General features: G+C 65.4%; 14 protein-coding genes. 11 read left to right on the top strand and 3 right to left on the bottom strand.

The window, feature by feature from the left end:
- Window positions 1-20: 20 nt before the first annotated feature.
- Complete coding sequence (locus Q8T13_10655) at window positions 21-2,012, bottom strand: S9 family peptidase (protein ID MDP3718213.1); 1,992 nt, start codon at window positions 2,010-2,012, stop codon at window positions 21-23.
- 204 nt (window positions 2,013-2,216) lie between these two features.
- On the opposite strand from Q8T13_10655, the gene cmk reads away from it, so the two are divergent.
- From cmk to Q8T13_10640, 3 genes are read left to right on the top strand one after another with little or no spacing between them, the layout of a single operon-like run.
- Entirely contained in the window at window positions 2,217-2,879 is a 663-nt protein-coding gene (gene cmk / locus Q8T13_10650; GenBank protein ID MDP3718212.1) for a (d)CMP kinase, read from the top strand.
- Window positions 2,879-4,306: a pyridoxal-dependent decarboxylase gene (locus Q8T13_10645; protein MDP3718211.1), complete on the top strand. Its 1,428-nt coding sequence runs from the start codon at window positions 2,879-2,881 to the stop codon at window positions 4,304-4,306. The genes cmk and Q8T13_10645 overlap by 1 nt, the downstream gene beginning before the upstream one ends.
- A 47-nt stretch (window positions 4,307-4,353) precedes the next feature.
- Window positions 4,354-5,727 (top strand): NAD-dependent succinate-semialdehyde dehydrogenase, encoded by a 1,374-nt coding sequence (locus Q8T13_10640; GenBank protein MDP3718210.1) that lies wholly within the window; start codon window positions 4,354-4,356, stop codon window positions 5,725-5,727.
- A 46-nt stretch (window positions 5,728-5,773) separates the two neighbouring features.
- On the opposite strand, the gene Q8T13_10635 is transcribed toward Q8T13_10640, so the two are convergent.
- Complete coding sequence (locus Q8T13_10635) at window positions 5,774-6,523, bottom strand: DUF6335 family protein (protein MDP3718209.1); 750 nt, start codon at window positions 6,521-6,523, stop codon at window positions 5,774-5,776.
- Between the two features lie 161 nt (window positions 6,524-6,684).
- On the opposite strand from Q8T13_10635, the gene Q8T13_10630 reads away from it, so the two are divergent.
- The 4 genes from Q8T13_10630 (at window position 6,685) to Q8T13_10615 (ending at window position 10,129) form a co-directional block, all read left to right on the top strand.
- Complete coding sequence (locus Q8T13_10630) at window positions 6,685-8,463, top strand: 30S ribosomal protein S1 (protein MDP3718208.1); 1,779 nt, start codon at window positions 6,685-6,687, stop codon at window positions 8,461-8,463.
- Window positions 8,464-8,562: 99 nt separating this feature from the next.
- Complete coding sequence (locus Q8T13_10625) at window positions 8,563-8,904, top strand: integration host factor subunit beta (GenBank protein MDP3718207.1); 342 nt, start codon at window positions 8,563-8,565, stop codon at window positions 8,902-8,904.
- Between the two features lie 39 nt (window positions 8,905-8,943).
- Window positions 8,944-9,432, top strand: coding sequence for an HIT domain-containing protein (locus Q8T13_10620; GenBank protein MDP3718206.1), 489 nt, complete (start codon window positions 8,944-8,946; stop codon window positions 9,430-9,432).
- A 46-nt stretch (window positions 9,433-9,478) separates the two neighbouring features.
- Window positions 9,479-10,129, top strand: a complete 651-nt coding sequence (locus Q8T13_10615) for an acyl-CoA dehydrogenase family protein (protein MDP3718205.1) — start codon at window positions 9,479-9,481, stop codon at window positions 10,127-10,129.
- A 64-nt stretch (window positions 10,130-10,193) separates the two neighbouring features.
- Here Q8T13_10615 and Q8T13_10610 read toward each other — a convergent pair whose 3' ends face one another.
- Window positions 10,194-11,357, bottom strand: coding sequence for an acyl-CoA dehydrogenase (locus tag Q8T13_10610; protein ID MDP3718204.1), 1,164 nt, complete (start codon window positions 11,355-11,357; stop codon window positions 10,194-10,196).
- Window positions 11,358-11,538: 181 nt separating this feature from the next.
- On the opposite strand from Q8T13_10610, the gene Q8T13_10605 reads away from it, so the two are divergent.
- The 4 genes from Q8T13_10605 (at window position 11,539) to Q8T13_10590 (ending at window position 17,459) form a co-directional block, all read left to right on the top strand.
- Entirely contained in the window at window positions 11,539-13,629 is a 2,091-nt protein-coding gene (locus Q8T13_10605; protein MDP3718203.1) for a VWA domain-containing protein, read from the top strand.
- 218 nt (window positions 13,630-13,847) lie between these two features.
- Window positions 13,848-15,521: a methylmalonyl-CoA mutase family protein gene (locus tag Q8T13_10600; GenBank protein MDP3718202.1), complete on the top strand. Its 1,674-nt coding sequence runs from the start codon at window positions 13,848-13,850 to the stop codon at window positions 15,519-15,521.
- A 45-nt stretch (window positions 15,522-15,566) separates the two neighbouring features.
- Entirely contained in the window at window positions 15,567-15,968 is a 402-nt protein-coding gene (locus Q8T13_10595) for a cobalamin B12-binding domain-containing protein (protein MDP3718201.1), read from the top strand.
- 48 nt (window positions 15,969-16,016) lie between these two features.
- A complete protein-coding gene (locus tag Q8T13_10590) occupies window positions 16,017-17,459 on the top strand; it encodes a response regulator (GenBank protein MDP3718200.1) in 1,443 nt (480 codons plus the stop codon).
- Window positions 17,460-17,487 lie beyond the last annotated feature (28 nt).

Genomic DNA, 17,487 nt, shown 5'->3' with positions numbered 1-17,487 from the left:
CCCGACTCCCGACAGTGTCGCTACTGCACCGTTCCGGTTGACTGTCCCCAGATGTACTTCGAGAACCAATCGAGATTCTGCTGCATGGCACCGCGATTGGCCTTCGGCTTGGTCAGTCCATGGCCGAAGCCCTTGAAGATCGCCAGCTGCACCGGCACGTTCTGGTCGCGCAAGCCCTGGTACAACTGGAACGCATTCGGGATGGGCACCCGCAGATCGTTCTCACCGTGCTGGATCAGCGTGGGCGTGCGGGCCTGCTTGATGTAGGTCATGGGCGAGGTGTCGGCGTAGATCTTCGGGTCGTCCCACGGCGTGGCCTTGAGGTACTGGCGCGTGAACGGATGGATGTCGGTGTTGACGTAGTAGGTCATCCAGTCGGAAATGCCGGCGCCGACCGAGATGGCCTTGAAGCGATCGGCGTGACGCGTGGTCAGGAACGCCGAGATGTAGCCGCCCTGGCTCCAGCCCATGCTGCCGACGCGGTCCTTGTCGACCAGTCCCTGCTGCACGAGCGCGTCAATGCCCGAGAGCACGTCCCAGGCGTCGCCGATGCCGAGGTTGCGGACGTTCAGCGATCGAAACTTCTCGCCGTAGCCGGCGCTGCCGCGGTAGTTGGGCTCGAGCACCAGCGCGCCCTTCGCGAGGAAGGCGTCGATCGGGTAGTAGCCGGTGCTGCCGTAGGGCACCGGCCGCGACACGCCGGTTGGTCCGCCGTGAATGACGACGAGCAGGGGATAGCGGCGGCCGGCCTGGAAGTCGGCCGGCTTGTGCAGCACGCCTTCAATCTCCGCACCGTCCTGGCTCTTCCAGCGGATGGTCTCGCGCGCGTGCTTCGGCCACCAGCCGATTTGCGCGGCCGTGTCGCTGATCTTCGTCGCCACCATCGTCTTCACGGGCGCGATGTAGACGTCGGGAAAGTCGGTTGGGCCGGATCCGAGGAAGGCCACGGTGCCACCGTCCGGGGTCAGCGAGAACGAGCCGCCGATCCACTGATCGCGAACCGCGTGCTTCGTCGTCTTCATCGTCACGGGATCCAGGTGAAACAAGTACGACCACGTCCGCTGTGACGCGGACATGAAAATGCCGGCGCGGGTCCACGCGACCAGGCCCGGGGATTCGTCGAACGCATCCGTCAGGCTGCGAACGTCGTTCCTGCCGGGGGTCACGACTGCGATCACGCCGTTCTGGTAGAAGTAGAACGGCTTGCTCATGGCCGACGAGAACGCGATCTGCGAACCGTCGGGCGACCACTGGGGGTTCGAGTCGGGACCGGCCTGCGTGACGATGGCCTCGCGCGCACCCGTGGCCACCGTCACGGCAGAGATGTCCGCGGAAATGCCGTCACCGGGATCGCTGGTGATGCGGTGGTCGAACGCGATCCGGGTGCTGTCGGGCGACCAATCGAAGCTGCCCACCACGAATGCGCCCTCCGTCAGCCGCGTGACCGTCTTCGAGGCGAGGTCGAGGACGTGGAGGTGCGTGTAGCGCTGATCCTCGTCTTCAATGCGAAGGTCGCCCCACTGCTTCTCGCGTTCCTTCATCACGTCGGTGACCGCGTCGCTCATCGTGAAGGCGATGCGGTCGCCCTTGGGCGACCACGAGAAGTTGCTGACGCCCTCTTCACCGCTGGTCAGCTTCTCGGCTTCACCGCCGGCCACCGCGATGCGATAGAGCTGCCGCTTGCCGTCGCGATCGGACACGAAGGCCAGCGACGCCCCATCAGGCGACCACGCCGGCTGCATGCTCGACTTGCTGGCGTTGGTCAGCTGCCGCGCCGGGCCCGTCGTATCGCCGAGCCACAACTCGGTCTCGTACGCGTTTTCGTCCCAGTTGGTTTCGCGGATCGTGAACGCCACCCGGCGGCCATCGGGCGAGATCGCGGGCGAGCCTGCCCGCTTGAGGTTAATCAGGTCGTCGATCGACGGCGCCGCTGGCGCCTGCGCGCCGGTCGGGACCGCCGAAACCCCGAGACAGAGGCCAAACAGGCCGGAAACCAATAAGAGTCTGCGCATCAATGCACTCCCAGCGCATGCTAACCTTGAACCACCGTGTTTGAACCAACGTGTTTGAACCCTCGTGTTTGAACCCTCGTGTTTGAACCCTCGTGTTTGAACCCTCGTGGTTGAACCCTCGTGGTTGAACCCTCGTGGTTGAACCCTCGTGATTGAACCGTCGTGATTGAACTACCGTGATTGAACTACCGTAATGGAACCCTCGTGAAGAACCTCATCATCGCAATCGATGGGCCGTCGGGCGCCGGCAAGGGCACCCTGGCCCGCACGCTGGCCACCCGACTTGGCTATTTGCACGTCGACACCGGGGCGATGTTTCGCTCGGTGGCGTGGAAGGCCGCACACGACGGCTTGTCGCTGGACGACGATGCGGCGGTGTCGGCGCTGGCCGAGACGGCGGTGCTCGAGCAGGTCGAGGGGCGGATTGCGATTGACGGGCACGATGTGACCCGGGCCATTCGCACCCCCGAGATCGACACGGCCGCCGCGTCGGTCGCCCGCCTGCCGCGCGTGCGCGAGGTGCTGGTCGCGCGCCAGCGCGCCCTGGGCGCCGGCGGCGCGGTCGTGATGGAAGGCCGCGACATCGGCACCGTGGTGTTCCCGGACGCCGACCTGAAGATCTACCTGGATGCGTCGGCCGAGGAGCGGGCACGGCGCCGAACCTCCGACACCGCGCACACCGGCGGCAGCGATGGCCTGGCGAACGTGCAAAGCGAGCTGGCGGCCCGCGACCAGGCCGACTCAACCCGTGCCGTGGCGCCGCTGACGCTGGCCAAGGACGCCGTCTACATCGATACCACCGAGATGCCGCTCGAGGTGGTCGTCAACCACGTGATGATGTTGCTGCTCGACAAGATCGAGATCTGATGACCCCCGAAGAGTTTCGCAAAGCCGGTCACGCGCTGATCGACTGGATTGCCGACTATCGGGCGACCGTAGAGTCGCGCAAGGTGATCGCCCAGTCCGCGCCCGGCGACGTCAAGGCGATGTTGCCACCGGCACCACCGAAACAGGGCGAGGCCTTCGAGTCGATTGCCGCCGACATCGATCGGGTCGTGATGCCGGGGATCACCAACTGGCAGCATCCGCGCTTCTTTGGGTACTTCCCCTCGAATGGCCTGTTCTCGAGCGTCCTTGGCGACCTGCTGAGCTCTGGCCTTGGCGTGATCGGCCTCGCCTGGCAATCGAGCCCCGCGCTGACCGAAGTCGAAGAGGTCACGGTCGACTGGATGCGGCAAATGCTGGGACTGAGCGGCGCCTGGAGCGGCGTGCTCAACGACACGGCATCAACGAGCACGCTGGTGGCCCTGTTATGCGCCCGCGAGCGGGCGACCAACTACAGTCTCGCCCGCGGCGGCTTGCAGGCCGAACCCAAACCGCTCATCGTCTACACCTCGGCCCAGAGTCACAGCTCGGTCGAGAAGGCCGCGCTGCTCGCCGGTTTCGGCCGGGACCAGGTGCGCCTGGTGCCGCACGACACGGCCTTTGCGATGCGTCCCTACGCGCTCGACGCGCTGATCCAGGCGGACCTGGCCGCCGGCAACCAGCCTTGCGCCGTGGTGGCGACGACCGGCACCACGACCTCGACCGCGCTCGATCCGCTCGCGGCAATTGCGCAGATCACCACCAAGTACGGCGTGTGGCTGCACGTGGATGCGGCGATGGCCGGTTCGGCGATGATTTTGCCCGAGTGCCGCTTCATGTGGGACGGGGTCGAGCAGGCTGACTCCCTGATCGTCAACGCGCACAAGTGGCTCGGCGCGGTCTTCGACTGCACGCTCTACTTCGTTCGCGACCCCGAACACCTGGTGCGGGTGATGTCCACGAACCCGAGCTACTTGCAGACCGCGGCCGATGGGCGCGTGAAGAACTACCGCGACTGGGGCTTGCCTCTTGGACGGCGCTTCCGCGCGCTGAAGTTGTGGTTCCTGATTCGCGAACAAGGTGTCGAGGGATTGCAGTCGCGGCTCCGCCGTGACATCGAGAACGCGGAGTGGCTCGAGCAGCAGATCAAGGCGACGCCCGGCTGGAAGGTGTTGGCGCCGGTGCCGCTGCAAACATTGTGCGTGCGCCACGAGCCCGGTTGGCTGAGCGACGAAGCGCTCGATGCGCACACCCAGGCCTGGGCCGCGCGCGTCAACCAGTCCGGCGCGGCCTACTTGACGCCGGCCCTCCTCGACGGCCGCTGGATGGTGCGCGTTTCGATTGGCGCGGAACAAACCGAGCGCGTCCACGTCGAGCAGCTGTGGGCGCTGATGCAACAGGCCGCGACGTCCGGAGAGCGGGGGCTTTAGCCCCCGCTAGAATGGCGACGGCTAAAGCCATCGCCCTCCATACCATTATGAAATCATTCAACGTTATCAACCCCGCGACCGGCGCCAGCATCGGCGCCGCACCAGACGCGACCGCCGACGACGCCCGAGCCGCGATCGCGCGTTCTGTCGCCGCCTTCCCGGCTTGGAAGGCGACGACGGCGTTCGAACGCGGCGAGATCTTGCGCCGCTGGCGCGAACTCATCCTGAAGAACGAAGACGTTATCGCCCGGCTGATGACCAGCGAGATGGGCAAGCCCATCACCGAGTCGCGTGGCGAGGTGAAGTACGCGGCGGGCTTCGTCGACTGGTACGCCGAAGAAGGCAAGCGCGCGTACGGCGACGTCATCCCGACGCACGCAGCGGGCAAGCGGTTGCTGGCCACGCGGCAACCAGTGGGACCGGTCTACGCGGTCACGCCGTGGAACTTTCCCGCGGCCATGGTCACGCGCAAGGTCGCGCCGGCGCTCGCCGCCGGCTGCACCGTGGTGCTGAAGCCCGCCGAGCAGTCGCCGCTTACCGCGGTGCTGCTCGCGCAGCTATGGGTGGAGGCCGGTGGTGCCGCCGACGTGTTCCAGGTGCTGACCACCGCCGATCCGGTGGCGGTGTCCGAGCCGTTCTTCGCCGACGCGCGCGTGCGCAAGCTGACCTTCACCGGCAGCACCGAAGTGGGGAAGCTGCTCTACGCCCAGGCCGCGCGCACAGTGAAGCGCGTCTCGCTCGAGCTGGGCGGGCACGCGCCCTTCCTGGTGTTCGAGGATGCCGACATCGCGGCGGCTGTCACCCAGGTGATGGCGACCAAGTTCCGCAATGCGGGCCAGACGTGCGTGTGCGCCAACCGCATCTACGTGCATGAATCCATTCGTGATGCGTTCGTCACGAAGATGGCCGAGGCCGTGCGCGCGTTGCGCGTCGGCGATCCGACCAACGACGCGACGCAGGTCGGCCCCCTGGTCGATCGCGCGGGCCTCGACAAGGTCGCCGCCCACGTCGCCGACGCGGTGGGGAAGGGGGCGCGCGCCGTCGTGGGTGGACAGGCCGGACCGGGCCTGTACTTCGAGCCGACGCTGCTGGTCGATGTCGCCGCCGGCATGCGCATTCTCGAAGAGGAGACCTTCGGTCCAGTGGCGCCGGTAGTCGGCTTCACGTCCGAGGGGGACGTGGTCGCCGCGGCCAACAACACGCCGTACGGCCTGGCCGCGTACGTCTGGACGCGCGACCTGGGCCGCGCGTTTCGCGTGGCCGAAACGCTGGATTATGGAATTGTCGGGGTCAACGACGGGTTGCCGGCGACGCCCCACGCGCCGTTTGGCGGCGTGAAGGCGTCGGGCATTGGTCGCGAAGGCGGCCGCTGGGGCCTCGAGGAATATCTCGACGTGAAGTACGTGTCGATCGCGATATAACGCCGGGTTCATTTTTCCTGCCACGGCGAAAAATGAACCCGGCGTCTTATTCCTCGTCTTCGAAGTCGTCCTTCGAGGCCGGGTCGAGTTCCCAACGGTGGGTATCGCGTTCCGCGATCTCGGCGCCACCCTGCAGTTCCTCATCGTCGGCGTACTCGACGCCGAGCGCGCGACCGATCTCATCGACCACATCCTGATCGGGCGTCGGGTTGTCGCCGCCGGGCGACTCGTCGCCCTGCGATTCGGCGTTCTGCCAATTGGCGTCGATGTCGCCGCCGGTGAGCCGGGGGCTGGCGCTGTTGTTCTTTTTCAGGGTGTCGCGCAGTTCCTCGCCACCGGAGTGCGCGGCCGACGCGAGGCCCGCCATGCCCAGGCTCGACGGGATGCCGTGAATGTCGGCCACGGTCTTGCGCGGCCGGTCAAGGTTGGGCTTCTTGAGGGAGTCCACCGCAGCCCTGGCGCCGGCTTTCACCGCTTTCACGTTGACCACCGCCTTCTTCACGACCTTGACCGCCTTGGCCTTGGACCTGGTTGCGGCCTTGGTGGCCGACGCCTTGGCGCGGGCAGCTGACTTCTGGGCCTTCTTTACCGTCTTCTTCACGGCGACCGTGGCCTTCTTCACGGACTTGCCGGCCTTGCGGGCGACCGCCCTAGCGGCCTTGGCGCCCTTTCTGACCGTCGTCTTTGCCTTTTTGGCGGCTTTCTTGACGATTTTCCGAGCGGCGGCTCTCGGCGCGGCCTTCTTCTGGGCCTTCTTGGCCTTCTTGGCGGGCCGTGCGGGCTTCTTGCGGGCCATGGCAAAATCCTCCAGGGATTCTTGACAGTTGGCGCTAAGTAACGTAACCTCTATCGGTTACGCGGGGCGCCAGTTTCCAGTTCACTTCACAAGCAACGCTGTGATCACGCCGCTGGCACCCTGACAGTAGCAAATCTGAGAGTAAAGGACACGCACCGATAATGGCAATTTCGCAGGACGAACAAAACCCCGCTACAGAACCAGGCGCGGCGACCCCCGCGGCCCGGGTCCCGGGGAAGCAGGCGCTCAAGACCACGTCACCCTGGGGGCACGACGATGATACCGACCCACAGGAGTATGCCCGCCTGTTGGACCTTTACGATAACAGCTTCCGCAACCTCGCGGAAGGTGAAGTCGTCAAGGGAACCGTTCTCAAGGTCACCGCAAACGAAGTCGTAATCGACGTCGGTTACAAGTCAGAAGGCGTCATTGCCGTCGAGGAGTTCCTCGACGAAACAGGCCAGGTCATTGTTCGCGAGGGCGACGTCGTCGACGTGCTGCTCGAGCGCACCGAAGACCGCGAAGGCCACATCGTTCTCTCGCGCGAAAAAGCCGAGAAGATGAAGATTTGGGACGAAGTCGAGCGCGCCTTCCAGGAACGGAAGGTCGTGATCGGCCGCGTCGTCGAGCGGATCAAGGGCGGCCTCGCGGTGGACATCGGCGTCCGCGCGTTCCTGCCCGGCAGCCAGATCGACGTGCGCCCCGTGCGCAACCTGGACGCCCTCAAGGGCCAGGAACTGCGCATGCGCGTCATCAAGGTCAACAAGAAGCGCGGCAACATCGTGCTCTCGCGCAAGGTTCTGCTCGAAGAGGAGAACGCCGAGAAGAAGAAGTCGACACTCGAGACGCTCGCCGAGGGCAAGGTCCTGCGCGGCGTGGTCAAGAACATCACCGACTACGGTGCGTTCATCGACCTGGGCGGCATCGACGGCCTGCTGCACATCACCGACATGTCGTGGGGCCGCGTCGGCCACCCGTCGGAGCTGTTCAAGGTCAACGACGAGATCGACGTGGTGGTGCTCAAGTACGACCAGGCCACCGAGCGCGTGTCGCTTGGCCACAAGCAGTTGATGGCCGACCCGTGGACCACGGTGATGGATCGCTTCCCGGCCGGCGCCCGGATGGCCGGCAAGGTGGTGAGCCTGACCGACTACGGCGCGTTCATCGAGCTGGAGCCGGGCGTTGAAGGCCTGATCCACGTGAGCGAAATGTCGTGGAGCAAGCGCGTGAAGCACCCGTCGAAGATCCTCAACGTGGGGGATTCGGTTGACGCGATGGTGCTTGGCGTGGACCCCGCGGCGCGCCGCATCTCGCTCGGCCTCAAGCAGGTCGAGAGCAACCCGTGGCACGAGCTGGCCGAGAAATACCCGGTCGGCACGAAGATCAAGGGCAAGGTCCGCAACCTGACCGAGTTCGGTGCGTTCGTGGAAGTCGAAGAAGACATCGACGGCCTGATCCACATCTCGGACATGTCGTGGAGCAAGCGCGTGAAGCACCCGAGCGAAGTGCTCAAGAAGGGTGACGTCGTCGAGGCGATGGTGCTCAGCATCGACGCCGAGAACCAGCGCCTGTCACTGGGCCTCAAGCAGCTTGCGACCGACATCTGGGAAGACTTCTTTGCCCGTCACCAGGTCGGTTCGACCATTGAAGGCAAGGTGGTCCGCATGACCAACTTCGGCGCGTTCGTCGAGCTCGACGAAGGCATCGAGGGCCTGATTCACGTGAGCGAGTTCGACGATTCGCAGGGCGGCGAGAAGATCGATCTGGAAGTCGAGAAGTCGTACCAGATGAAGATCATCAAGCTCAGCCCGGCGGAGCGGAAGATCGGCCTCAGCATTCGGGCACTGACCAACGCCAACTACCGGGCCGACTACGAGTCGTTCTCGGAGGCGCAAGGCCAGGGCGGCGCGACGCTGGGCGATCATCTGAAACACAAGTAAGGTGCCTCAGGTGCCTAGGGGGCCTAGGGTGCATGAATGCATCCGGCACCGCACCTTAGGCACCTGAGGCACCTTAAGCACCTGAGGCACCCTGAATTTATGACAAAGGCGGAACTGGTCGAAGAAGTCTCGCGTGTCTCGGACCTCACGAAGAAGCACTCGGAGGTCATCGTCGACACCGTGTTCGAGAGCATCATCGATGCCCTCAAGCGCGGTGAAAAGATCGAGCTGCGCGGATTCGGCAGTTTCCGCCTTCGTAAACGCGAGCCCCGCAAGGGCCGCAACCCGAAGACCGGCGACAAGGTGGACGTGCCGCCCAAGCGCGTCCCGTATTTCAAGCCGGGCAAGGAATTGAAGGACCTGATCAACCGGGAAACGGGGGAGCCGCCGATCGACGGCACCCCGGCCCCGCCCGCCGAAGGCCTCTCCGGCCCCCTGTGATGTGGTGGCGACCCTTCAGGGTTGCCCGAGGGGAACTCAATGGAGCGCATCTGGTCTCCCTGGCGACATTCCTACGTGACCCGCGGTAAGGAAGCCGACCAGTGCGTGTTCTGCGAGGCACCCTCATCTGGTGAGGGCCGTACGCTGATCGTTCACGAAGGCGCACTGGCCTACGTCATCCTCAACCTCTATCCCTACAACGCCGGCCACCTGATGGTGGTGCCACGCCGCCACGTCGCGACGCTGGCGGTGCTCGAACGCGACGAGCTGACCGAGATGGCGCTCCTCACGCAGCTGTCCGAAAAGGCGCTGACGGAAGCGTTCCAGCCGCAGGGCATCAACATCGGCATGAACCTCGGCCGTCCGGCCGGGGCGGGCATCGTCGATCACCTGCACATGCATCTCGTACCGCGGTGGAACGGCGACACGAACTTCATGACGGTGGTCGGGGAAGTGCGGGTGCTACCGGAAGAGCTGCCTCGAACGGCTGAGCGGCTGCGTCCGATTTTTGAAAGACTCGCCGGGTAATGGCTATAATCGACGCTTATCGCCAGCGTTGATTAACCTTATCCATATGACCTTCGATCTCACCCCCGAACATCAAGCCCTTGTTGACCGTGTCCGTGCTGCCGTGGCCGCTGGTCCAACCCTGGATTCACTGAAGGCCCTGCTTCATCGGGATGCCGTGCCGGCGACGCTCGTCGTCGAGGAGGTGTCGATCGCCGATGCCGGTCTCGGTGCGCAACTGGGCTTCTCGGCGCTGGCGGGCGGCACGGCCGGCCCGGTGATGGCCTTGCCGGGACTGCTCGGCAGCGAAGACGCCTTGGCCGCTGTTGGCGAGGCGCACCCGGTTCGCGCGCGGCTGGTTGCGGCGGCGGTGGCGCTCGGCGTCGCCCGTGCCGCAATCGCGCACGCGGTGGCGGCGATGAAGACTGCCGGCGTCAAGCCGGGCCCTGACGAGCAGAGGCCCCATTGGATCATTGCCGACAGCGCAACGGAAGTCGAAGCGGCGCGCATGGTGACCTACCGGGCCGCTCAAGCCCTCGATTACGGAGACAGCGCGGCGGCGGTGCTGGTGGCCCGCGCGAAAGCGTTTGCGGCGAATGCGGCCGAGCACGCGGCCGATGCCGCGATTCGAATGGAAGGGCCGGGAGGCTACGTTCGGGGCGGCGTGCTCGAGCGCCTCACGCGAGACGCCCGAACCCTTGCGGTGATTCTGACCTAGGCGGGCAGGCGGGACTTCCGCCTTCGCTCAAGCTACGGCGGACTACGCAAGTCCCGCCTCGACATCATCCGAGAATATTTTTAGCGATCGTCATCAGCTGCATGTTCGTCGTGCCTTCGTAGATCTGTCCGATCTTCGCGTCGCGATAGAGCTTCTCGACCGGGTACTCCTTCACGAAGCCGTTGCCGCCGAACAGGTTGATCGCCATCGAGGCGACCCGCTCGGCCACCTCCGACGAGTACACCTTGCACATGGCTGCTTCCGTCAGGAACGGCAGGCCCGCGTCGCGCAGCCGCGCCGAGTTGTAGACCAGCAGGCGGGTCGTTTCCACGTCGGTGGCCATCCGCGCCAGCTGAAACTGCACGCCCTGGAAGTCGGCGATCGCCTTGCCGAACTGCTTGCGCTCCTTGATGTACTTCACCGTGTGATCGAGGGCGCCCTGCGCCAGGCCCAGCATCTGCGCGCCAATGCCGATGCGCCCCTCGTTCAGCGTCTCGATCGCGACCTTGTAGCCCTTGCCGACCTCACCGAGGATTTGCGACTTCGGCACGATGCAGTTGTCGAAGAGCAACTCGCAGGTGCTGCTGGCGCGAATGCCGAGCTTGTCTTCCTTCGTGCCCACGGTGAAGCCCGGTGTGCCGCGATCGACGATGAAGGCGGTGATGCCGCGGTAGCCGGCCTCGGGATTGATGGTGGCGAACACGATGAACATGTCCGCCTCGTTGCCGTTGGTGATCCACAGCTTGCGGCCCGTCAACGCGAAGCCGTCCCCCTGTTCCACGGCGCGCGTGGTCAGCGCAAAGGCATCGCTGCCGGCGCCGGCCTCCGACAGGCAGTAGGCGCCAATCGTGTTCGACGCCAGCTTGGTGAGATAGGTCTTCTTGATCGCGTCGCTGCCCCAGCGCATCACGGCGTTGATGACGAGCGTGTTCTGCACGTCCACCAGCACGCCGACGGACGGATCGACCCGCGACAGGCTTTCGACGGCCAGCACCGAGTGGAAGAACGTGCCGCCGGCGCCGCCGTAGCTTTCCGGCACCTCGACACTAAGCATGCCCATGGCGAACAGCTTCTCGATCAGGGCCGGCGACATCACGGCGTGCTCGTCCATGTCGCGGGAGAGCGGACGGACTTCCTTGTCGGCAAACTCGTAAACGCTGTCGCGGAAGATGGCTTCATCTTCGGCCAGCCTGGTCAGTGCAGGGGTGGTGGTAACTGTCTGATTCATGAAAACCTCAACCGACGAAAGCCACAGAGGACACCGTGGACACAGAGTAAGACTTTCACGAAAACCCAAAGGACAGGAATTGCCGTGGTCGAAGAAGGCGTTTCCTCGGTGTTCTCGGTGTCCTCTGTGGCCCGGGTACGTGCGGCAGCGGAAAACTCAATGTTATCATCGACCCACGAGCATGCGCATGACCCCTCCGCGCTCGGTTCTCCTGCTGACGGCATTGCTGGCCGCGGCTAGTCTGCGCGCCTCCGGGCAGGAAAAGCCAGTGCCTCCCCCGACGGGGCAGGAGAAGCCGGCGGCCGAGACGCCCGCCGCCCAAACGCCGGCGGCGCCCGACGGCGGCCAACCGGTGTTCCGCACCGGCATCAACTTCATCCGCGTCGACGCCACCGTCACCGACCGCCAGGGCAACCCGGTTGACGACCTCACGCTCGAAGATTTCGAGATCAGCGAAGACGGCAAGCCACAGAAACCGGAAACGTTGCGCCTGATCAAGATCGATCCGGCGGTCGCGCCCAGCTACACGCAGCGGACCATCCGCACGCGGCTCGACGAGGAGACGGCGGCCGCCGACGAAACGTCGCGGATCTTCGTGTTCTTTCTGGACGACTACGCCGTGCGCCGCGAGAGCAGCATGTCGGTGCGCCGGCCGCTGATCGAGTTCATCACCAATGAACTGGCGCCGAACGATCTGGTCTCGGTGATGTATCCGTTGACCCCGATCGATGCCGTGACGCTGACCCGCAACCACCAGGGCGTGATCAACACCATCGAGAAGTTCGAGGGCCGCAAGTACAACTACGACCCGATCAACGACCTGGAGCGGCAGTACGTCTACAAGCTGACGCCCGATGCCATCGAACGGCTGCGCCGGCAGGTGTCGCTGACCGCCATCCGCGGCATCTCCACCAAGCTGGGCTCCCTGCGCGAGGGCCGCAAGTCGCTGATCCTCGTCAGCGAGGGCTATTCGGCGCTGCTGCCGCCGCAGTTGCGCAGCGACCAGCCGGGCGGCTTCGGCGACCCCGGCCGCGCGACGCGCGACCCGTTTGCCGCCGACAACAATCTGATGGAGGATCGCGTGCAGTTCTCGGCCAGCCTGGACTTGCTCCAGGAACTGGAGGACGTGTTCGCGGCGGCCAATCGTAACAACACCTCCATCTACGCGGTTGACCCCCGCGGCCTGTCAACCGGCGAGTTCGACATCAGCACCAACATCTCGGGTACGACCAGCCAGCGCTTCCTCAACAACAGCATGGATAGCCTGCGCTCGCTCGCCGAAAACACCGACGGCCGGGCCATCGTCAATCGCAACGACCTGGGCACCGCGATGAAGCAGATCGTTCGCGATGCCAGCGCCTACTACCTGATCGGCTACACCTCGTCGCAGGCGCCGATGGACGGCAAGTTCCACGAGATCAGGGTTCGCGTGAAGCGGCCAGGCGTGCAGGTGCGCGCGCGCAAGGGGTATTGGGCGTATACCGAGGCGGACGCCAGGCGTGCCGAAGCCGGCCCGAGGGCCGGTCCGCCGGTGGCGGTGACCCGGGCGCTGTCGACGCTGGCGCCCCTGACGAACCGCCGCTACGTCCGCACGTGGATTGGCACCGAGCGTGGCACGAACGGGCTGGCGAAAGTGACGTTCCTGTGGGAGCCGATGCCCCCCACGCCTGGCGTTCGACGCGACGAAGCGCGGCGCGTGACCCTGCTGGCGACTACGGCGAACGGCGAGATTGTCTATCGCGGCCGCGTGCCGTCGACGATGGCGCCGACCGGGGCCGGGGCGGTGATCAGCTTCGACGCGAAGCCGGGCAAGCTCGACCTGCGACTCACCATTGAGGGCGACGGCACGGGGATGCTCGACACCGAGCACCGCGAGTTGATCGTGCCGGACCTGACCGCGGCAGAACTCATGCTTGGCACGCCGAAGGTGTGGTTCGCCAGGAACGCGCGCGAGTTCACCGCGCTCGCCTCGGGCACCGGCACGCCGCCCACGGCGATTCGCGAGTTCCGCCGCACCGATCGCCTGTTGATTCGGGTCGATGCGTTCGCGCCCGGGACCGCGCCGGCCACGGTCACGGCGGCGCTGCTGAACCAGGCCGGCGCGAAGATGAGTGAGGTCGTCGTGGCGCAGCCGGCCGCGGCGGGCGAGCCCTACACGATCGATTTCTCGCTGGCGAGTTACGCAGCGGGGCAGTATCTGCTGGAGTTGACCGCGAATAGCGAGGGCCACCAGCCCGTGAGCGAACTCGTGGCCTTCCGACTGACGTCCTAAGAGCTCCGGCTAAAGCCGGAGGCTACTCTGACTACGCTCCGGCTAAAGCCGGAGGCTACAACCTATTCCGTGTCGGTCGAAACGATCCAAAGTAGCGTTGACATCGTCAGGATGTCAATTTCATATCATGTGCATGAGTTTTTGATATCGTTTGGCGACACTGAATTACAGGTGCCTCGGGGACCGAAACCTCCCGTCAGTCTTATAATTAGGGCGATATGAAAAGCGTGGCCGACCCGGCAGGCACCCGGAAACAGCGCTGGGAACGTGAGATTCTCGAACCGACCCTGCGCAAGTCGCCGGAGCGGCAGGGCCCCTTCACGACGATCTCGGGCCGGCCGATCGAACGGCTTTACACTGCCGAAGACGTCGCCGGCATCGATTTCGACCGCGAGATCAACCACCCGGGTGAGTTCCCGTACGTGCGCGGCATTCATCCCACCGGCTACCGCGGCAAGCTGTGGACGATGCGCCAGTTTGCGGGGTTTGGGACGCCTGAAGAAACCAACCAGCGGTACAAGGACCTGATCGCCGCCGGCGGCACCGGCCTGAGCGTGGCGTTCGACCTGCCGACGCTGATGGGCCGCGATCCCGACCACGAGCTCTGCCTCGGGGAAGTCGGCAAGTGCGGCGTCAGCATCATGTCGCTCGCCGACATGGAGCGTCTGTTCGAGGGCATCTCGCTCAGCGACATCACGACCTCGATGACCATCAACTCGCCGGCGCCGATGATCTTCGCGATGTACCTCGTCGTCGCTGAACAGCAGGGCGCCGACTGGAAGACCATTTCAGGCACCATCCAGAACGACATCCTCAAGGAGTTCATCGCCCAGAAGGAATACATCTTCCCGCCGCGCCCCTCGATGCGCTTGATTACCGATATCTTCGGGTTCTGCGCGCAGGAGGTGCCCAAGTGGAACACCATTTCGGTGAGCGGGTACCACATTCGCGAGGCGGGCTCGACCGCGCTTCAGGAACTGGCGTTCACGCTGCGCGACGGCCTGGAATACGTCCAGTACGGCGTCGATGCCGGTCTCGACGTGGACGATTTCGTGCCGCGCATGTCGTTCTTCTTCAACTCGCACAGCGACTTCTTCGAGGAGATCGCCAAGTATCGGGCCGCGCGCAAGCTGTGGGCCGAGGCGATGAAGAACCGCTTTGGGGCCAAGAATCCCCGCTCGTGGGCGTTGCGTTTTCACACCCAGACCGCCGGCGTGTCGTTGACGGCCCAGCAGCCGTACAACAACGTCGTGCGCACGGCGCTGCAGGCGCTGGCCGCCGTGCTCGGCGGCACCAACTCGCTCCACACCAACTCGCTCGACGAGGCCCTCGCGCTGCCGACCAAAGAGACGGCGACCATCGCCCTGCGCACCCAGCAGATCATCGCCCACGAGAGCGGCGTGACCAACGTGGTCGATCCGCTGGGCGGCTCGTACTTCATCGAGAAGCTCACCCAGGACATGATCGACGGCACCTTGAAGTACTGGGACACCATCGACGGCATGGGCGGCATGGTCGAGGCGATCGAGCGCGGCTATCCGCAGAAGGAGATTGCCGAGGCCTCGTACCAGTTCCAGCAGGCGGTCGAGCGCAAGGAGAAGGTGATTGTCGGCGTCAACGACTTCATCCAGGCCGACGACAAGCCGATCGAGATTCTGTACATCGACGACACGGCGTCGGGCGTGCAGCTGAAGCGGCTGGCCGAATTGAAACAGTCGCGCGACCATGACCGCGTGCAGCGTTCGCTGGTGGCTCTGAAGGACGTGGCCAAGGGTACCGGCAACACCATGGTGCCGCTGCTCGAGTGCGTGCGCGCGTACGCGACCGTCGGCGAGATGTGCGACGCCTTGCGCGAGGTGTGGGGCGAGTATGAGGAAGTGCCTGTCATTTAGCGAGCTGGTGGGTTGGTGATCTCGTGATCGGGATCTTGTGATTGTATGAGTCAAAAAATTCGCGTGGTAATTGCGAAGCCGGGGTTGGATGGCCACGATCGTGGTGCCAAGGTGATTGCGCGCGCCTTGCGCGACGCCGGCATGGAGGTGATCTACACCGGCCTGCGGCAGACGCCCGAGATGATCGTCTCGGCGGCGCTGCAGGAAGACGCCGACGTGATTGGGCTGTCGATCCTGTCGGGCGCCCACATGCACATCTGCCCGCGGGTCGTGGAACTGCTCAAGGAGAAGGGCCTGGACGACGTCCAGGTGGTGATCGGCGGGATCATTCCCGACGTCGACCTGCCCAAGCTGCATGCCATGGGCATTCGCGGCATTTTCATTCCCGGCACGCCGATGCAGCACATCATCGACTACATTGCCGCCAACGCGCGGGCCCGGGTCTGAGGTGTTGATGCCCACCCGTTCGTCCGATACCAGAAAGTAGGCGGTTGCATGCGCACCTTGCTGCTCGCCGACGACAGCATCACGACCCAGCGGGTCGTGGCGCTGACCTTTGCCGACGAGGCGTTCCGCGTGGTCACGGTGTCGGATGGGCAGCAGGCCCTGGACGCCATGGCCGCCGGGCGGCCCGATATCGTGCTGGCGGGCACGACCTTGCCGCGCACCAACGGCTACGAGTTGTCGGAGCGGATGCACGGCAGCGAGACGCTGCGCGACATCCCGGTGTTGTTGCTGTCGGGGGCGTTCGAGACGGTGGATGCCGCGAAGCTCGCGAGCTGCGGCGCCCGAGGGGTCATCGAGAAACCACTAGAGCCAACTGCTGTGATTAGTCGAGTACGAGAGTTGCTCGGTCTGAAGGAGGCGCGGCCGGCCCTGCCGGCGGGCCGCCTCGTGACCGCCGCCGATACGGCCGCCGACGCCAGGAAGCCGGGCCGTCCGGCCACACCGCCTGCGCGTCCGCCCCAGGTGTCGTCCTGGGACGAACTGCGCAAGGAGACCGGCCTCGAACCAGACGCCCGCCCGGTCGAGGGCGGCGCCAACGGCTCGGGCCGCGAAGACTATCTCGATACCCTCGACGCGGCGTTCGATTCTCTCGATCAGCACCTCGCCGGCCGCCACCAGGATTCGCAGGCCTCCAGCCGCAATCCGTCGCCGCCGATCGGCCAGTCGTCGGGCGCGGCCGACCCGCGCTCGCCTGGACGCCGGCCCGCGATGACGACCGATGGGCAGGCGTCGAACTCGGTCTTCGAAGTCGATACCGACTGGTTCTCGGACGAGCACAAGGAACGCGACCTGGCCGTTGGCCGCGACCTCGTGGCCGATACGCACGTGGCCCTGCCGCCTCGGCCCGAAGCCGGCCCCGCCAATCCGATCTTCGAAGTAGACGATGAGTGGTTTGCGGAGGACGAGAAGGCGCGTGAAATGCGCGTCGCCCAACAGCGCGAACTCGCCGCCGAGATGGGCATTCACGATGTCGAGTTGCCGGCCGCCGAGCCGGTGCCGAATGCGCCGGCGCCGGCGGAGAGGCTCGACTTCGATTTCCGCCTCGACGATCTGGCCGCCGCCCCGGTCGCGCCCGTGCCCCCAGCATCGGTCGGCCCGGTCGTGCCGGTCTCGCTGGCGCCGGTGCCGCCAGGTTCGGTGGCCGATGACTTTGCGGCGCTGCTGGCATTCGAGACCGGCGACGGTCCGGCATTGGCCGCGCCGGTGACCGTGCAGGCGGCCGCTCCCGAGGTGACCGAGGACATGCTCGATCAGATCGCGCAGCGCGTGGTCGAGCGGCTGAACGCCGCCTCTTTTGGCGCCGAGCTGCGCGCCGCCATCGCGGCCTCGGTCCGCGAGACCGTGCGATCGGTCGTCTCCGAGACGTCGGAGCGGCTGGTCCGCGACGAAATCGCGCGTGTCAGGACCCGCGCCGAACGCGACACCCAGTAAGTCTTGTGGAGGCAACCCTTCCTTGTCC

This window comes from Acidobacteriota bacterium, from assembly GCA_030697165.1.
In the GTDB taxonomy this organism is placed as follows: Bacteria; Acidobacteriota; Vicinamibacteria; order Vicinamibacterales; family UBA2999; genus 12-FULL-67-14b.
The sequence above is the reverse complement of the archived record's forward strand: the minus strand, read 5'-3'. Positions and strand labels throughout refer to the sequence as shown.

Excerpts from the sequence above, each read along its gene's own strand:
- Q8T13_10595 (MDP3718201.1), top strand. The coding sequence starts at position 15,567 with ATGAGTCAAAAAATTCGCGTGGTAATTGCGAAGCCGGGGTTGGATGGC.
- Q8T13_10645 (MDP3718211.1), top strand. The coding sequence starts at position 2,879 with ATGACCCCCGAAGAGTTTCGCAAAGCCGGTCACGCGCTGATCGACTGG.
- Q8T13_10610 (MDP3718204.1), bottom strand. The coding sequence starts at position 11,357 with ATGAATCAGACAGTTACCACCACCCCTGCACTGACCAGGCTGGCCGAA.
- Q8T13_10655 (MDP3718213.1), bottom strand. The coding sequence starts at position 2,012 with ATGCGCAGACTCTTATTGGTTTCCGGCCTGTTTGGCCTCTGTCTCGGG.
- Q8T13_10635 (MDP3718209.1), bottom strand. The coding sequence starts at position 6,523 with ATGGCCCGCAAGAAGCCCGCACGGCCCGCCAAGAAGGCCAAGAAGGCC.
- Q8T13_10640 (MDP3718210.1), top strand. The coding sequence starts at position 4,354 with ATGAAATCATTCAACGTTATCAACCCCGCGACCGGCGCCAGCATCGGC.
- Q8T13_10625 (MDP3718207.1), top strand. The coding sequence starts at position 8,563 with ATGACAAAGGCGGAACTGGTCGAAGAAGTCTCGCGTGTCTCGGACCTC.
- Q8T13_10620 (MDP3718206.1), top strand. The coding sequence starts at position 8,944 with ATGGAGCGCATCTGGTCTCCCTGGCGACATTCCTACGTGACCCGCGGT.
- Q8T13_10605 (MDP3718203.1), top strand. The coding sequence starts at position 11,539 with ATGCGCATGACCCCTCCGCGCTCGGTTCTCCTGCTGACGGCATTGCTG.
- Q8T13_10615 (MDP3718205.1), top strand. The coding sequence starts at position 9,479 with ATGACCTTCGATCTCACCCCCGAACATCAAGCCCTTGTTGACCGTGTC.
- Q8T13_10630 (MDP3718208.1), top strand. The coding sequence starts at position 6,685 with ATGGCAATTTCGCAGGACGAACAAAACCCCGCTACAGAACCAGGCGCG.
- Q8T13_10590 (MDP3718200.1), top strand. The coding sequence starts at position 16,017 with ATGCGCACCTTGCTGCTCGCCGACGACAGCATCACGACCCAGCGGGTC.
- Q8T13_10600 (MDP3718202.1), top strand. The coding sequence starts at position 13,848 with ATGAAAAGCGTGGCCGACCCGGCAGGCACCCGGAAACAGCGCTGGGAA.